Source organism: Albidovulum denitrificans (assembly GCF_002973535.1).
GTDB lineage: Bacteria > Pseudomonadota > Alphaproteobacteria > Rhodobacterales > Rhodobacteraceae > Albidovulum > Albidovulum denitrificans.
In genome coordinates, this window is sequence record NZ_PVEP01000014.1 from 44,151 (window position 1) to 59,819 (window position 15,669).

General features: G+C 65.8%; 16 protein-coding genes and 1 tRNA gene. 12 read left to right on the plus strand and 5 right to left on the minus strand.

All coding sequences use genetic code 11. From position 1 onward, the window contains the following. The first annotated feature begins 24 nt into the window (after nucleotides 1–24). The 5 genes from mreC (at nucleotide 25) to LX70_RS19620 (ending at nucleotide 5,606) form a co-directional block, all read left to right on the plus strand. The gene (mreC, locus tag LX70_RS19600; RefSeq protein WP_105516489.1) at nucleotides 25–957 is read left to right on the plus strand and encodes a rod shape-determining protein MreC; all 933 of its coding nucleotides are present in this window, start codon (nucleotides 25–27) and stop codon (nucleotides 955–957) included. Beyond that, on the plus strand, nucleotides 950–1,489 hold the full coding sequence (locus tag LX70_RS19605) for a rod shape-determining protein MreD (protein WP_105516490.1): 540 nt from the start codon (nucleotides 950–952) through the stop codon (nucleotides 1,487–1,489). Before mreC ends, LX70_RS19605 begins: the two co-directional genes overlap by 8 nt. Then, nucleotides 1,486–3,432, plus strand: coding sequence for a penicillin-binding protein 2 (gene mrdA / locus LX70_RS19610; protein ID WP_105516491.1), 1,947 nt, complete (start codon nucleotides 1,486–1,488; stop codon nucleotides 3,430–3,432). Before LX70_RS19605 ends, mrdA begins: the two co-directional genes overlap by 4 nt. Then, nucleotides 3,429–4,568: a rod shape-determining protein RodA gene (gene rodA, locus LX70_RS19615; RefSeq protein ID WP_105516492.1), complete on the plus strand. Its 1,140-nt coding sequence runs from the start codon at nucleotides 3,429–3,431 to the stop codon at nucleotides 4,566–4,568. The genes mrdA and rodA overlap by 4 nt, the downstream gene beginning before the upstream one ends. 99 nt (nucleotides 4,569–4,667) lie before the next feature. Beyond that, nucleotides 4,668–5,606: a 2-hydroxyacid dehydrogenase gene (locus tag LX70_RS19620; RefSeq protein WP_105516493.1), complete on the plus strand. Its 939-nt coding sequence runs from the start codon at nucleotides 4,668–4,670 to the stop codon at nucleotides 5,604–5,606. On the opposite strand, the gene LX70_RS19625 is transcribed toward LX70_RS19620, so the two are convergent. Then, nucleotides 5,603–6,364, minus strand: coding sequence for an SseB family protein (locus LX70_RS19625; protein ID WP_245885151.1), 762 nt, complete (start codon nucleotides 6,362–6,364; stop codon nucleotides 5,603–5,605). The genes LX70_RS19620 and LX70_RS19625 overlap by 4 nt on opposite strands. A gap of 31 nt (nucleotides 6,365–6,395) precedes the next feature. Continuing rightward, nucleotides 6,396–7,019 (minus strand): uracil-DNA glycosylase family protein, encoded by a 624-nt coding sequence (locus LX70_RS19630; RefSeq protein WP_105516495.1) that lies wholly within the window; start codon nucleotides 7,017–7,019, stop codon nucleotides 6,396–6,398. Nucleotides 7,020–7,126: 107 nt separating this feature from the next. Here LX70_RS19630 and LX70_RS19635 point away from each other — a divergent pair, with 107 nt between their 5' ends. The 4 genes from LX70_RS19635 (at nucleotide 7,127) to kdsA (ending at nucleotide 11,619) form a co-directional block, all read left to right on the plus strand. Further along, nucleotides 7,127–8,380 (plus strand): Na+/H+ antiporter NhaA, encoded by a 1,254-nt coding sequence (locus LX70_RS19635; RefSeq protein ID WP_105516496.1) that lies wholly within the window; start codon nucleotides 7,127–7,129, stop codon nucleotides 8,378–8,380. A 138-nt stretch (nucleotides 8,381–8,518) separates the two neighbouring features. Then, nucleotides 8,519–9,172, plus strand: coding sequence for an ABC transporter ATP-binding protein (locus LX70_RS19640; RefSeq protein WP_105516497.1), 654 nt, complete (start codon nucleotides 8,519–8,521; stop codon nucleotides 9,170–9,172). Between the two features lie 79 nt (nucleotides 9,173–9,251). Further along, the gene (locus LX70_RS19645; protein WP_342747729.1) at nucleotides 9,252–10,766 is read left to right on the plus strand and encodes a KpsE/RkpR family capsule polysaccharide export protein; all 1,515 of its coding nucleotides are present in this window, start codon (nucleotides 9,252–9,254) and stop codon (nucleotides 10,764–10,766) included. Between the two features lie 19 nt (nucleotides 10,767–10,785). Further along, nucleotides 10,786–11,619: a 3-deoxy-8-phosphooctulonate synthase gene (gene kdsA, locus LX70_RS19650; protein WP_105516499.1), complete on the plus strand. Its 834-nt coding sequence runs from the start codon at nucleotides 10,786–10,788 to the stop codon at nucleotides 11,617–11,619. 8 nt (nucleotides 11,620–11,627) lie between these two features. Here the strand turns inward: kdsA and LX70_RS19655 are convergent, their stop codons facing one another. Beyond that, complete coding sequence (locus LX70_RS19655; RefSeq protein ID WP_105516500.1) at nucleotides 11,628–11,921, minus strand: AzlD family protein; 294 nt, start codon at nucleotides 11,919–11,921, stop codon at nucleotides 11,628–11,630. Continuing rightward, nucleotides 11,914–12,621 carry an AzlC family ABC transporter permease gene (locus LX70_RS19660; RefSeq protein WP_105516501.1) on the minus strand — a complete coding sequence of 236 codons (708 nt, stop codon included), beginning with the start codon at nucleotides 12,619–12,621 and terminating at the stop codon, nucleotides 11,914–11,916. The genes LX70_RS19655 and LX70_RS19660 overlap by 8 nt, the downstream gene beginning before the upstream one ends. Nucleotides 12,622–12,712: 91 nt before the next feature. Between LX70_RS19660 and LX70_RS19665 the strand changes: the two genes are divergently transcribed. Continuing rightward, a complete protein-coding gene (locus tag LX70_RS19665; protein WP_105516502.1) occupies nucleotides 12,713–13,261 on the plus strand; it encodes a helix-turn-helix domain-containing protein in 549 nt (182 codons plus the stop codon). 95 nt (nucleotides 13,262–13,356) lie between these two features. Here LX70_RS19665 and LX70_RS19670 read toward each other — a convergent pair whose 3' ends face one another. Next, on the minus strand, nucleotides 13,357–14,538 hold the full coding sequence (locus tag LX70_RS19670) for a BaiN/RdsA family NAD(P)/FAD-dependent oxidoreductase (protein WP_105516503.1): 1,182 nt from the start codon (nucleotides 14,536–14,538) through the stop codon (nucleotides 13,357–13,359). Between the two features lie 98 nt (nucleotides 14,539–14,636). On the opposite strand from LX70_RS19670, the gene LX70_RS19675 reads away from it, so the two are divergent. Continuing rightward, nucleotides 14,637–14,711, plus strand: a tRNA-Gln gene (locus LX70_RS19675). Nucleotides 14,712–15,416: 705 nt separating this feature from the next. Beyond that, nucleotides 15,417–15,669: transposase (locus LX70_RS19680; RefSeq protein WP_146111665.1), on the plus strand; the 253-nt coding region annotated here is incomplete at its 3' end.

Below are 15,669 nucleotides of genomic sequence, written 5' to 3' on the forward strand. Positions count from 1 at the left end.
CAGCGCCCGTAAACGAGGCCGCGCGTGGCAAGAGACCGCAACGCTGATTACGATTTCCGAACCCCGGTTCGCCGCATCCTGATCGGGGTGGTCGGTTTCCTGTTGCTGGTCATCTTCCTGATCTGGCGCATCGACAGCCCGCGCGTCGAACGGTTCCGCACCGCCTTTATCGACCGCGTGGTGCCGAACATGGACTGGGCCATGGCGCCGGTGACGAAACTTGCCGACATGGTCGGCGGGTTTCAGTCCTATGCAAGCCTTTACGAACAGAATCAGGAGCTGCGGCGCGAGTTGCAGCGGATGAAGTCGTGGAAAGAGGCGGCGGTTCAGCTGGAACAGCAAAACGCCAAGCTTCTGGCGCAGAATCAGGTCCGGCTTGATCCAAAGCTGACTTCGGTTTCGGGCGTCGTGCTGGCCGACAGCGGATCGCCCTTCCGCCAGTCGGTGCTGCTGAACGTGGGCGCGCGCGACGGGATCGTGGATGGCTGGGCGACGATGGACGGGCTTGGCCTTGTCGGCCGCATCTCGGGCGTGGGCGAACGCACCGCCCGCGTGATCCTTCTGACCGACGCCTCCAGCCGCATTCCGGTGACGATCCAGCCTTCCGGCCAGCGCGCGATGCTGGTGGGCGACAACACCCCCGCCCCGCCGGTTGAATTCCTTGAAACGCCCGAACAGGTCCGCCCCGGCGACCGGGTGATTTCCTCGGGCGATGGCGGCATCTTCCCCGCCGGGCTTCTGGTCGGCGTGGTAGAGGCCGACAGCGAACGGCGCCTGCGGGTGCGGCTGGCGGCCGATTACGAACGGCTCAGCTTTCTGCGCGTCCTGCGCAGCCACCCGGCGGAAGAGATCAACGAGGCGGGCAGCCTGATCCTGCCCGCCTTCCCGCCGATCCAGCCTGCGGTCACGCTGCCGGAAAACGCGCCCCCCGCAACGGTGGAGCCGGGCGATGGTTGATCCCGCCACCGCCGCCCGCCTCAGCCACCGGCTGCTTTTCGTGGCGCTCGCCGCGCTGCTGATCTTCCTGCGCCTCTTGCCGCTAAGCTCCATGCCGGTGCGCTGGCCGGGGCCGGACCTGTTGACCTGCCTGACCTTCGCCTGGCTGATGCGGCGGCCCGACTATGTTCCGGCCCTGATCGTCGTCGCGGTGTTCTTTATCGACGATCTGCTGACCATGCGCCCGCCCGGCCTCTGGCCGCTGCTTGTCCTGATGGCGACCGAATTCCTGCGCTCTCGCGAGGTGTTCCTGCGCGACCTGCCCTTCGCGCTGGAATGGGCGGTCTTCGCGGCGATGGTGATGGTGATGACGGTGGTGGACCGGCTGGTCCTGACGCTGTTCATGGTGCCGCAGACCGGGTTTGACCTTATCATCCTTCAGGTGCTGTCGACGCTGGCGGCCTATCCGCTGGTCGTGCTGGCCAATATCTGGCTGTTCGGCCTGCGGCGGCTGCCCTCCGGTCAGCCCGACACGGCGCGGGGGCGGGCATGAGACGGTCGCCGAAGGACAATCTGGAAAGCCATCGCAAGATCAGCCGCCGGGGGCTGATGCTGGGCGGGATACAGGCGGCGGCGGTGCTGACGCTGACCTACCGCATGCGCCACCTTCAGGTCGATCAGGCCGACCAGTTCAAGCTTCTGGCCGAAGAGAACTCGATCAAGATCCGCCTTCTGCCACCGGCGCGGGGGCTGATCTTCGACCGTAGCGGCGCGGTCATCGCCGGGAACGAACAGAATTACCGGATCACGATCACGCCCGAGGATGCGGGCGACCCGGAGATGGTGCTTGAGCGTCTGCAAGCGCTGATCCCCTTGTCGCCCGAGGATCTCGACCGGACGCGGCGGGAGATCGCGCGGCGCAGCCCGACCCTGCCCATCTCCATCGCCGACCGGCTGAGCTGGGAGCAGTTCAGCCTTGTCGCCGTCAACGCCCCCGCCCTGCCCGGCGTGACGACCGAGGTCGGCCTGAGCCGGGTCTACCCGCAAGGCCCCGATTTCGCGCATGTTCTGGGCTATGTCGGCCCGGTCAGCGATTACGACCTGTCAAAGCTGGAAGACCCCGACCCGCTGTTGCAGATCCCGCGCTTCCAGATCGGCAAGCTCGGCGTCGAGGCAAAGCTTGAGGACGCGCTGCGCGGCAAGGCCGGGACGCGGCGGATCGAGGTGAATTCCAGCGGCCGCGTGATGCGGGAGCTTGGCCGGAAAGAGGGCGACGCTGGCGCCAACGTGCAACTGACCATCGACCGGCGCCTGCAGAATTACGTTCAGGCGCGTCTTGGCGTCGACAGCGCTGCCGCCGTGGTCATCGACACCCTGACCGGCGACATCCTTGCCATCAGCTCGGCCCCCAGCTTCGATCCCAACCTCTTCGTGCGCGGCATCTCCTCGGCCGATTACCGGGAACTGACCGAGAATGACCACCGCCCGCTGGCCGACAAATCGGTGCAGGGCGCCTATCCGCCCGGCTCTACCTTCAAGGTCGTCACCGCGCTGGCCGCACTTGAGGCCGGGGTGGTGGGCCTTGACGAAACCGTCTGGTGTCCCGGCTTCCTGAAACTGGGCGACCGGCGCTTTCACTGCTGGAAACGGGCGGGCCACGGCCATGTTCACCTGACCCAAAGCCTCGAACAGTCCTGCGACGTCTATTACTACGACATCGCCCAGCGCGTCGGCATCGACAAGATCGCCGCCATGGCGCGGCGTCTTGGCGTGGGGGAAGAGTTTGACCTGCCCATGTCCGCGATCAGCGGCGGGCTGGCGCCCGACAAGGATTGGAAGAAACGGACCTATGGCAAGGACTGGCTGATCGGCGATACGCTGAACGCCGGGATCGGGCAGGGCTTTGTCCTCGCCTCGCCCCTGCAACTCGCGGTGATGAGCGCACGGGTCGCCTCGGGGCGGAACGTGATGCCGCGGCTGATCCGGGCCATCGGGGGTGAGGAAACGCCCGTCGCAGAACCGGCAGAGCTTGGCATCAACCCGGCCCATCTGGCGGCCGTCCGCCGGGGCATGTTCGACGTGACGAACGCGCGCCGTGGCACGGCCTATAGCGCGCGCGTGGTCGATGACACGATGCGGATCGCGGGCAAGACCGGCACCAGCCAGGTCCGCAACATCACCGCCGCCGAACGCGCGCGCGGCGTCATCTCGAATGACGACCTGCCCTGGAACCGGCGCGACCATGCGCTGTTCGTCTGTTTCGGCCCGACCGATGCGCCGCGTATCGCGGTGTCTGTCGTGGTCGAACATGGCGGTGGCGGGTCCGCCGTGGCGGCGCCCATCGCGCGCGACATCATCCTTCAGGCGATGGCGGGCGGCACCCCGCCCCTGACCGCCTATCCAGAAAGCCAGCGCAACCGGATCGAGTCCGAACGCAATGAGCTGCAACTGATGGAGCTGCCGCCCCCCGACGGCAAGGGGCAAAGCCGCGCATGAGCTATCTGGAATATAACGTCAAGACGGTCCCCTCGGGCCTGCGCAAGGTCCTCTTCGTCAACTGGCCGCTGGCGCTTTTGCTGGCCGCCGTCGCCTGCCTTGGCTTCCTGATGCTCTATTCGGTCGCGGGCGGGCGGCTGGAGGTCTGGGCCGAACCGCAGATGAAGCGCTTCGTCGTGGGGATGCTGGCGATGTTCATCGTCGGTTTCATCCCGATCTGGTTCTGGCGCAACGTCTCTGCCGTGGTCTATCTCGGCGCGCTTGTGCTGCTGGTGGCGGTGGAGCTTTTCGGTGATGTCGGCAAGGGCGCGCAGCGCTGGCTCGACCTCGGGCCGATCCGGCTGCAACCGTCCGAGATGATGAAGATCGCCCTCGTGATGTTCCTGGCCGCCTATTACGACTGGCTGGATGTCAAGAAGGTCTCGCGCCCGCTTTGGGTGCTGATACCGCTGATCTTCATCTTGGTGCCGACCTTCCTGGTGCTGAAACAGCCCGACCTTGGCACCGCGATCCTGCTGGTCGCGGGGGGCGGGATCGTGATGTTCGCGGCCGGGGTCAGCCTTTGGTATTTCGGTACCGTCCTTGCGCTGGTCGTCGCACTGGTTTTCGCCGTTTTCGAAAGCCGTGGCACCGACTGGCAGTTGATCGAGGATTATCAGTTCAAGCGGATCGACACCTTCCTCGATCCCGGCTCCGATCCGCTTGGCGCGGGTTACAACATCACCCAGGCGCAGATCGCGCTGGGGTCCGGCGGCTGGGCGGGCAAGGGCTATATGCAAGGTACGCAGTCGCGGCTGAACTTCCTGCCCGAAAAGCACACCGACTTTATCTTCACCACGCTGGCCGAGGAATTCGGCTTTGTCGGCGCCTTTTCCCTGCTGATCCTTTACGCGCTGATCGTCGGGTTCTGCATCTTCTCCGGGCTGACGAACCGCGACCGATACGCCTCTCTCCTGACCTACGGGATCGCGGGGACGTTCTTTTTGTTCTTCATGGTCAACATGTCGATGGTGACCGGACTGATGCCCGTCGTCGGCGTGCCCTTGCCGCTGGTCTCCTATGGCGGGACCGCGATGATCGTGTTGCTTGCCGCCTTCGGGCTGGTACAAAGTGCGCATATCCACCGCCCGCGCTAAAGCGTTTCGGGTTTCCGTTGAGAAAGCAAGTATCAGAATTCGAACGAAATAAGTTCGAATTCTGAGTCAGTGTAAACCCGAAATGCTATAGGAGCCCAGATGACCCTTCGCATCTATTTCAGCGCCCCCGCCGCTGACTGGCCGGAATATGGCCCGCACCTGACATCCGCCTTCGCAGAAGCCGGGATCGCGGCGGAGCTGTCACCCGAACTGGGTGACCCGGCGAAGGTCGACTACATCGTCTATGCGCCGAACCCGGATCTGACCGATTTCACGCCTTTCACCCGCTGCAAGGCGGTGCTGAGCCTTTGGGCGGGGGTAGAGCGGATCGTGACCGACCCGACACTGACCCAGCCGCTCTGCCGGATGGTGGATCCCGGCATGACCGAAAGCATGGTCGAATACGTCACCGGCCATGTGCTGCGCCATCACCTTGGGATGGATACACATATTCTTGGCAAGGACGGCGTCTGGCGGCACGACAGCAAGCCGCCCTTGGCCCGCGAACGGCCGGTGGCCATGCTGGGCCTGGGGCAGCTTGGCCAGGCCTGCGCGGCGTCCCTGCGCGCGCTGCGCTTTCCGGTGCTGGGCTGGAGCCGGACGGCCAAGGACATTGCGGGCGTGGAGTGTCACGCAGGCGAAAGCGGGCTGCGCGCGGTCCTCAGCCGGGCACAGATCGCGGTCCTTCTGATGCCGCTGACGGAAGGCACGCGGGACCTGATGAATGCGGACCGTCTGGCGCTGATGCCGAAGGGCGCGGTGATCGTGAACCCCGGACGCGGGCCGCTGATCGATGACGCAGCCCTTCTGGCGGCGCTTGACAGCGGCCAGATCGGCCATGCCACGCTCGACGTCTTTCGGACCGAACCGCTGCCCCCCGATCACCGCTTCTGGTCCCATCCGCGCGTGACGGTGACGCCGCATATCGCCGCCGACACCAAGGCGGTCACGGCAACGCGGGTCATCGCGGAAAACATCCGCCGCGCCGAGGCGGCGGAGCCGCTCTTGCACCTCGTCGACCGGCAGCGGGGGTATTAACGCAGCTTCGGCGGCCGGTCCGGGTCCATGCCGGGCGCGGCGGGGCCGCCGATGATCTGGGCGGTTTCGCGCGCAGGTTCGGGCAGGTCGAAGCGCAGCCCTCGTGCGGCGATGGCCGCCCATGCGGGGCTGTCTTCGGTCAGGAAAGTCACGTCCAGTTCCCCCGCATCGAGGCCGGAGAAGACCAGCGCCTCGGACACCGCCTTGGCCAGCGCCGCCTCGGCCCCGCTGACATGGCCCGCGAAGGCCAGCAGATGCCCGCGCCGCCCGTCGGCATAGTCCACCCCCGCCAGTACGGCCACCCGCGCCAGCCCGGCCAGACGCGCCAGCTTTTCGTCAAGCGCACTCAGAAGCGCCTCTGGCAGCCCCCCCGGCCGGTGAAATGCCACCGGCCGCGCCTCGGCCGATGCGGGGCCGGTGCCAAGCGTCTTCCCCAGCCAGTCGAGTGCCTCGGTCGGCAAGAGCATGGCCGAGGGCGCCACCCCGATGTTGAAGCCCAAGCCCAGCCCCGCCGCCGCCAGTTCGCGCGCAACGATCCGGCCCGGCAGCGCGGCATAGGGCGCGGGCGCGTCGGAGAAGGTCGCCAGACGCTCCTCCCGGTCGAAGGCCATGGCGAAGTCGCCCTCTTCCAGCCGGAAGACCGCCGGGCGGATCGTGCCGCCATCGCTTTCGTCCGCCAGCAGCAGGTAAAGCTCTGCATCCGCCAGACGTTCGTAGAACCGCAACCGCAGCGCATCGCTGTCCGGCGCGGCCTCCATCAGCGCGTGGGCCTGATCGAGCGGGGTCTGGTCAGTCACCGGAAAGCACATCCCTAAGCTGCTGGCGCGCGGCGGGCAGAAGATCGGCCTCGAACCAGGGGTTTTTCTTCAGCCATGCCGTATTGCGCCACGAGGGGTGAGGCAAGGGGAAGATCGCGGGTGCATGATCGCGCCAGGCGGCCACGGTGCGCGTCACGCCCCCCTTGGCGGCGCGGCCCAGATGCCACAGCTGGGCATGGCCGCCGACAAGGAAGGTCACGCGGATGTCGGGAAGCAGCGCCAGCGCCCTTGCCCGCCACGTCGCGGCGCAGCGCTTTGGCGGCGGCAGATCGGACCCGGCGGCATCATAGCCCGGAAAGCAGAAGGCCATCGGCAGGATCGCCACGCGGTCACGGTCGTAAAACAGCCCCTCATCCATCCCCAGCCAGTCGCGCAGCCGGTCGCCCGAAGGGTCGGTGAAAGGCCGGCCCGAGGCATGGACCCGCGCGCCCGGCGCCTGCCCCGCGATCAGAACCCGCGCCGTGGGCCGCACCCAGAAGACCGGGCGCGGGTCATGCGCGGTCGCGGTGGCGGCGAAATCATCGGCACAAAGCCTGCACGCCCCCACGCGGCGCACCAGATCCTGCCAGTCCTGCGGCTCGGCTACGGTCGTCATGGGCCAAGGATAGGCCCCGCCCGCCCTTCCGGCAATCGTGACCGGGCCTTTCCCTTGCCCGTCCCGCCCCTATCCTCTATCGAAAGGGTATCAGGAGGGGGGACCGCATGTATCGCGTTTGGAACTACGTCACCAATTACTCGCTTCTCCTGATCGCCGGTGCGCTGATCGCGCTGGTCTGGGCCAATATCGACGCCAACAGCTATCACCACTTCATCCACTGGGTGATCGCCGAGGATTTCCTGATCGGTGAGGCCCATGCCGAAGGCGGCGGTGTCACACGAACCCTGACGCTGCATTTCCTTGTCAACGACGTCCTCATGGCCTTCTTCTTCGCCATCGCCGCGAAAGAGGTGTGGGAGGCGGTGATCCTCGAAAACGGCTCGCTGCGCGGCAAGAAGGCGATGACGCCTCTGATCGCCACGGCAGGCGGGATGCTGGGGCCGGTCGTCGTCTATCTCGGCCTTGCCGCCGCCCTTGGCATCTTCGACAGCGTCCATCGCGGCTGGGCGATTCCGACGGCGACCGACATCGCGTTTTCCTACCTCGTCGGACGGCTGGTCTTCGGCGCGGGCCACCCGGCGATCCGCTTCCTGCTGCTTCTGGCCATCGCCGACGACGCGGCGGGGCTTATCATCCTGGCGATCTTCTACCCATCCGGCGAACTGGCCCCGCTCTGGCTGCTTTTGTCCTTCGGCGCGGCGCTGGCGGTCTTTCTGCTCTGCAACTGGCTGCCCCGCCATCTGGACCGTGGCGATCAGGTCCGCCCCAACTCCACCTGGGTGCGCCAGAAGCTGTCGTTCTGGCCCTACCTGATCGCTGGCTGCCTAAGCTGGTTCGGCTTTCAGGAGGCGGGCATTCACCCCGCGCTTGGCCTTCTGCCCATCGTGCCGACGATCCCCCATGCCGACCGCGCCTTCGGCATCTTCGCCGAGGCCGAGCAATACCTGACCGACCTTCTGAACTGGATCGAGCATCACCTGAAATACCCGGTGGAGATCATCCTCTTCTTCTTCGGCCTGATGAATGCCGGGGTGGAGTTCAGTGCGATTTCCGCCCCGACCTGGCTGGTCCTTCTTGGCCTTATCATCGGCAAGCCGCTGGGCATCTTCATCATGGGCTGGATCGCCGCCAAACCGATGCGGCTGGGCCTGCCCGAAGGGATGCGGATGGCCGATCTGGTGGTCGTGGGCTTTGTCGCGGCGATCGGCTTTACCGTCGCGCTGTTCGTGGCCTCGGTCGCCTTCGATGCCGGGCCGGTTCAGGACGCGGCGAAGATGGGCGCGCTCTTCAGCTTTGGCGCCGGTGCGCTGGCGATCGTCGCGGGGATCGTGGCGCGGGTCCAGAAGGTTCGCGACTGACGGACACGGGGCTGTGACGTTGTCAACAAGGGCCGCGCCGGTCATAATTCCGGCGCGGTTTTCGGGTACCGCGATTTGTTAACCGTGCGACGATAAGACAAGACGCGGCGCAATAATCGGGCAAGGCGAGAGTTCCGGGTGCTTGAGTTTGAGAATGTCAGCAAGTCCTTCTGGACGGGCAAGCAGCGCAAGGTGATCCTTGACCGCGCCAGCTTTCGCGTGGAGATCGGGCGCTCGCTGGGCATTCTCGCGCCGAACGGCACCGGCAAGACCACGATCATCCGCATGATGGCGGGCCTTGAAAAGCCCGATGAGGGGACGATCCGCAAGACCAGCCGCGTGTCCTTCCCGCTGGGCTTCATGGGCGGCGTGGTGGCAAAGCATTCGGGGCGCGAAAACGCGCGCTTCATCGCCCGGCTCTACGGCCTTGACCCTGACTATGTCGAAGCGTTCAGCCGCTGGCTCTGCGGGATCGAGGAATATTTCGACATGCCGGTCGGCGTCTACAGTTCCGGCATGAAGTCGCGTTTCACCTTCTCGCTGCTCCTCGCGCTGGAATTCGACATCTACCTGATCGACGAGGGCATGCCTTCGACCACCGATGTCGATTTCAACCGCAAGGCCGGGTCGATCCTGCGCGACCGGCTGAGAAGTTCCACCGTCGTCATCGTCTCTCACCAGCCCACCACGATCGAGAAATTCTGTAGCCAGGCCGCCGTTCTCAGGGATGGGCGGCTGCATATGTTCGAGACCCTCGAAGAAGCGAAGCGCATGTATGACTACGCCTCCTAAAGCCCCGAAGTTTCGCATCCGCCGCCCTTCAGGCAATGCCGCGGCGGCCGGAAAGGCCGCCAGCGCGGCGGATGGCGACATGCCCTTTGCGCCGGGGTCGAATGACGACGGGTTCGGCGACATGTCGTTCCGTCCCGATGCCGGGGGCGGCAAGCCCGCCCGCCCGCTGACCGAAGAGGTCGCGGCGGTGCGCGAAGAAGGGCTGTCGGCCCGCCAATTGCGCACCGCGCGGCGTCTTGCGGTGAAGAACGGCATCACCGCCGCCGACGATTTCGAGGCGGTGGCCCTTCTGCGCCGCAAGGGGATCGACCCGTTCAACGCCTCTTCCCCCGCCCTCTCGCTGGTCAAGGGAACGCCCGACGATGCGGGGGACGAGGCGCGCGTCCAGCTTCCCCAGACCGTCCGCAAGGGCGAACAACTGCCCGCCCCGCAAACCTATGGCGAGGCGCAGCGGGCGCAGGAAATCATCCGCATCCAGCAGGACATCGTCCGCCGCAGGCGGCGCAACTTCATGATGCTGATGGCCCGGCTGGCGGTCTTCGTGATCCTGCCGACCATCGTCGCGGGCTATTACTATTTTGCCGTCGCGACGCCGATGTATGCCACCCGCAGCGAATTCGTGATCCAGCAGGCCGAAGGGCAGTCCGGTGGTCTCGGCTCCCTCTTCCGGGGGACGCAATTCGCCACCTCGCAGGATTCGATCACGGTCCAATCCTACCTTCAGTCCCGCGACGCGATGCTGCGGCTGGATCAGGACCTTGGTTTCAAGGCGCATTTCAGCGAACCCGACATCGACCCGATCCAGCGGCTTGACCCCGGCGCCACGAATGAAGAGGCCTACCGGCTTTACAAGAAGACGGTGAAGATCGGCTATGACCCGACCGAAGGCATCATCAAGATGGAGGTGATCGCCCCCGACCCCGCGATCAGCGAGGCGTTCTCCCAGGCGCTGCTGCGCTATGCCGAGGATCAGGTGGACAACCTTACCCAGCGGCTGCGCGCCGACCAGATGACCGGCGCGCGCGACAGCTTTACCGATGCCGAGGCCAAGGTGACGGCGGCGCAGACCCGTATCCTTGACCTGCAACAGCAACTGGGCGTGCTTGACCCGATGTCGGAAAGCAGTTCGGCCATGGGGCAGATTTCCACTTTCGAGGTGGAGTTGCAGAAGAAGCGGCTTGAGCTTCAGCAACTTCTCGACAACGCCCGCCCGAACACGGCGCGTGTCGAGGGGACCAAGGGCGACATCGCCCGGCTTGAAACGCTGATCGGCGACCTCAGGAACCGGCTGACCGTCGGCAGCGAGGATGCCGCCTCCCTCGCCCAGATCACCGGGCAATTGCGGATCGCGGAGAGTGAGCTTGAGACGCGCCAGCAACTCCTCGCCCAGGCCATGGCGCAGCTTGAAACCGCCCGGATCGAGGCCAACCGCCAGGTGCGCTACCTCTCGCTTGGCGTCAGCCCGGTCGCGCCGGATGAGGCGACTTATCCCAAGGCGTTCCAGAACACGCTGCTTGCCTTCCTGATCTTCGCCGGTATTTACCTGATGCTGTCGCTTACCGCCTCGATCCTGCGAGAGCAGGTGACGGCCTGAACCGGGGTCAGAGATGACGATGAAAGACGTGACATTCGGCGGGCTGACCGTCGGCAATGACCGGGGCCTGACCGTGATCGCCGGGCCATGCCAGCTTGAAAGCGCCGATCACGCGCAGATGATCGCGGGCCGCATGGCCGAGATCTGTGCGAAAGCGGGCGCGCAATACGTCTTCAAGGCAAGCTATGACAAGGCCAACCGCACCTCGCTGAAGGGCAGGCGCGGGCTGGGCATCGACGCCGGGCTGAAGGTGCTGGACGGGGTGCGGCGCGATATGGGCCTGCCAGTCCTGACCGACATCCATGACGGCGAACAGGCAAAGATCGCGGCCGAAGTCGTCGATGTGATCCAGATCCCGGCCTTCCTCTGCCGCCAGACCGACCTTCTGGTCGCGGCCGGGGAAACCGGCGCCGTCGTGAACATCAAGAAGGGGCAGTTTCTGGCCCCCTGGGACATGGCCAACGTCGCCGAAAAGGTCGCCAGCACCGGCAATGACCGCATCCTGCTGACCGAACGGGGCGTCTCATTCGGGTACAACACGCTGGTTGCCGACATGCGCGCGCTGCCGACGATGGCGCGGACCGGCTACCCGGTCATCATGGATGCGACCCATTCGGTGCAGCAACCGGGCGGTCAGGGCGGTTCCTCCGGCGGGCAGCGCGAATTCGCCCCCGCGATGGCGCGCGCCGCCGTCAGCCTTGGCATCGCGGGCGTGTTCATCGAAACGCATGAGGCGCCCGACACGGCCCCCTCCGACGGCCCCAACATGATCCCGCTGGATCAGATGGCGCGCCTGATCGACACGCTGATGGCGCTGGACCGGATCGCCAAGGCCGATCCCGTGCGGGTGTAACCTCGCTCTCACACAAGACCGCGCAGCAGATAGACCGCCGCCACCCCCGCGACCATGGTCAGGGGCAGGTTCCGCGACAGGAGCGCGACGGCCAGCGACACCGCCGCCGCGCCCCATTCGGCCGGCCCCGCCTGCACAAGGATCGTCGCCAGAAGCGCCGCGATCAGGCAGCCCGGCAAGGCGCGCAACACCCGCTCCCACGGGCCGGTGGCGGGCATGCGCGCGCCAAGAAGATAGCCCCCAAGGCGGATCGCGAAGGTGCCAAGCGCGAGGCCCGCGATGGTGACGGCCTGTTCATCCATCGCGCCGCAGCCCCGCAACCCCGGCCCCCGCCACGGCGCCCGCGATCAGGCCCCAGGACGGATCGACCGGCAGGACCAGGACGCATCCCGCCGCGACCCCGGCCGAAACGATCCAGGGCGGCAGGCTCCGCCGCCCCTGCCAGAGGCTTGTCAGCAGCAGGATGAAGGCGGCGGCAAAGGCGAAATCCATGCCGCTCGCCCCCAGATCGGGCAGAGCGCGGGCAAAACCCGCCCCAAGCGCCGTCGCGGCGACCCAGACCGCAATCAGGCTGACCCCGCCGCCAACAAGATACCAGTACCCGGCGGCCCACCCCTTGGTCCGCGTCGCATGCATCAGCACCCAGTTTTCGTCCGAGGTCAGATGGACACCCAGCACGACCTGCCACAGCGGGCGGCCGGACAGCTCGCGCCGCAGCGAGGCGGTCATCAGCAGGATGCGCAGGTTCAGCGCCAGCCCCGCGATCACCGCCAGCACCGCGCCGGAGCCTGCGGCCAACCGCTCCACCGCGACGATCTGCGCCGATCCGGCAAAGACCGTGGCCCCCATCAGTCCGGTGGCCAGCGCCCCCATCCCCTGCCCCGCCGCCAGAAGCCCGAAGGCCAGCCCATAGACGGCGACGCCGAAGGACAGGGGCGTGATGTCACGCAACCCGGCGCGGAATTCCTGAGCAGCGTTGGAAGGTTCAGGCGCGTCTGGCATTCCGGCAACCGTGCGTTATATCGAACGTCGTTCGGTGTAACGGAAAGCAAAATCGTTCGTCAAGCCGAACGAAAGGATGTTATACGGACCCATGACACCGACCGCCATCATCGCCGCCGCCATTCGTCGCGAACGGGAGCTTGCGCAGATCAGCCTGTCGGCGCTGGCCGCGAAAGCGGGGCTGGCCAAATCCACCCTCTCTCAGCTTGAGGGCGGCAAGGGGAACCCCAATGTCGAAACGCTCTGGGCGCTGGCCACGGCGCTTGGCATCCCCTTCAGCTCACTGTTCGAGGCGGCCTCGGCCCATGGGGCGCTGATCCGCGCGGCGGAAGGGGTCAGCATCGCCTCAAGCCAGTCCGATTTCACCGCCGTTCTCTTGGACAAATGCCCGCCCGACCGGCGGCGTGACCTCTATCGCGTCTTGCTGAAACCGGGGGCGGCGCGGCAGTCCGACGCACATCCGCGCGGGACGGTCGAACATGCCTTCCTGTGCAGCGGGCGGGTGCGCCTTGGCCCCCTCGATGCGGTGGAGGATATCGGGCCGGGCGACTACTACCGCTATTCCGGCGATGCCGCCCATATCTATGAGGCGCTGGCGGGCGAGGCGCTGCTGCTTCTGGTGATGGACAGCCCGCGCTAAAACGTTTCGGGTTCTCGTTGAGAAACTATGCATCAGAATTCGAACGAAATAAGTTCGAATTCTGAGTCAGTATAAACCCGAAACGCTATAGGCGGTCACACCGCCTGCCCCGCCGCCCAGCCCGACGCCCAGGCCCATTGGAAGTTGTATCCGCCAAGCCAGCCGGTCACATCCACCGCCTCACCGATGACGAACAGCCCCGGACAGGCCCGCGCCTCCATCGTCTGTGACGACAGGCCCGCCGTATCCACCCCGCCCAGCGTCACCTCGGCGGTCCGGTAGCCTTCGGTCCCGACCGGGCGGACCTGCCAGTCATGCACCGCCGCCCCGAGGTGATCGGCCTGCGCGTTCGACAGATCGGCCAGCCGCGCCCCCGGCGCCATCCCCGCCCGGGCGAGGACATGCTGCGCCAGCTTCTCAGGCATCACCGCCGCCAGCGTCCGAAGAAGCGTCATCCGCCCGTTCGCCGCCCGCCCTGCCCGCAAGTAGGGGCCGAGCGCGGTCCCCGGCAGCAAATCGACCGTCACCGGCTGCCCCTCGCGCCAGTAGGAGCTGATCTGAAGGATGGACGGGCCGGAGAGGCCACGATGCGTGAAGAGGAACCCCTCCTCGAACGCGATCCGCCCGCAGCCGACCCGCGCCGCGACCGATACGCCCGCAAGGTCGCGCAACGTGGCCAGTTCCTGCTCCGCGAAGGTCAGCGGCACCAGACCCGGCCGCGTGTCAGTCACCTCAAGGCCGAACTGTTCCGCGATCCGGTAGGCAAGCCCCGTCGCCCCCATCTTGGGGATCGACTTGCCGCCCGTGGCCAGCACCAGCCGCGCCGCGCGCACCGGGCCGCGCGCGGTCTGGATCACGAAATCACCGTCCTGCTCAACCACCTCGATAGCCGTCGACAGCCACAGCTCCGCCCCCGCCTCGGCCATCTGCCCGGTGAGCATCGCCACGATCTGCTTGGCGCTGCCATCGCAGAAAAGCTGGCCCAGAGTCTTTTCATGCCAGGCGATCCCGGCGCGGTCGACGCGGGCGATAAAGGCGGAGGGCGGAAAGCGCCGCAAGGCGGAGATCGCAAAGCGCGGATTGACGGACAGGAAGCGTTCCGGCGGCGCCTCGAGATTGGTGAAGTTGCACCGCCCGCCGCCCGAGATGCGGATCTTCTCCCCCGGCGCGGCATTGTGGTCGATGACCAGGACCGAGCGCCCCCGGCGTCCCGCCTCGACCGCGCACATCATGCCCGCGGCCCCCGCCCCCAGAATTGCGACCTCAACCCGTTTCATGCCCCCCCGACTAGGGTGCTTTGCCACGCGCGACAACGCGATTTTTTCGCGATACCATCTTGCGGCTCCGCGCCGCCTTGGGTAAGAACCCGCACCGTTGGGGCGTAGCCAAGTGGTAAGGCACCGGTTTTTGGTACCGCGCACCGTAGGTTCGAATCCTACCGCCCCAGCCACCCAGCCCTAAGTATTTGATATAAAACAGAAAACATAAAATTGCGCCCGTATTTCCGGGGCTTTGCAGGTCCAACTACATCCCTACCGGGTCTGTCGATACGAGTTCTCGCCCGAAATAGAGGCCCAGTCTCAGAAGGCCATTTCCGCGATAGCAGTTTGACCTTGGCCGATGGTCCCCCCATCCTTCCCTGCATCTCAATCAAGCTCCACCAAGGCTCGCAGCAGGACGATCGCGCCTCACAAAGAGCCGCTATCCCGTGAGCCTAAAAATCATGCAAAATCAGAGACTTATGCCCAAAGTGAAGCCGCAAATTGTATCGACATTTCAAAGGGTTAGAAACAACCTCGTACTGAGAGAATGAATCATACTCGCCCAGCCACCGACTTCCGCAAATCGAGACGGTGCGAGGTTTGTCTCGGATAGTCTCGCGTTTTCCGCGACTTGCGCGGCGGGTGTGTTTGCACAGACTGCCAATGCAGCGCGATCCGGCGCGCAAATGCGCGGAAGTCTGCGCGGGGCATTTTCGCGATACGAGGTGTGGGAGGGGTCAATCAGAGCGAAGCGAGCAACGTCCGCTGCTCTGACCAATCGGACGGAAGCGGATGCCGCAGACACCAGTCGGAGGTAAATCCGATCGGCTGCTTGCCGTTGGACTTGCCCTGAAAAAGTGGAGAGCACCAACTGAGGAACCAGGAGGTGTTCTATGGGAAACGGAAGCAGACCGACGCCGGAGTTCCGGCGTGAAGCGGTTCGGTTGGCGCTGACCAGCGGCCGGACACGGCGCGAGATCGCGGAAGATCTGGGGATTGGGCTTTCGACGCTGACGCGATGGCTCAGTCGCGAACGGGATACCGGTGAGCCGGTTGAGGCATCGGTCGATCTGCATGCCGAGTTGAAGCGGTTGCGACGCGAGAACGCTGTTCTGAAGCAGGAGCGCGACATTCTAAAAAAGGCCG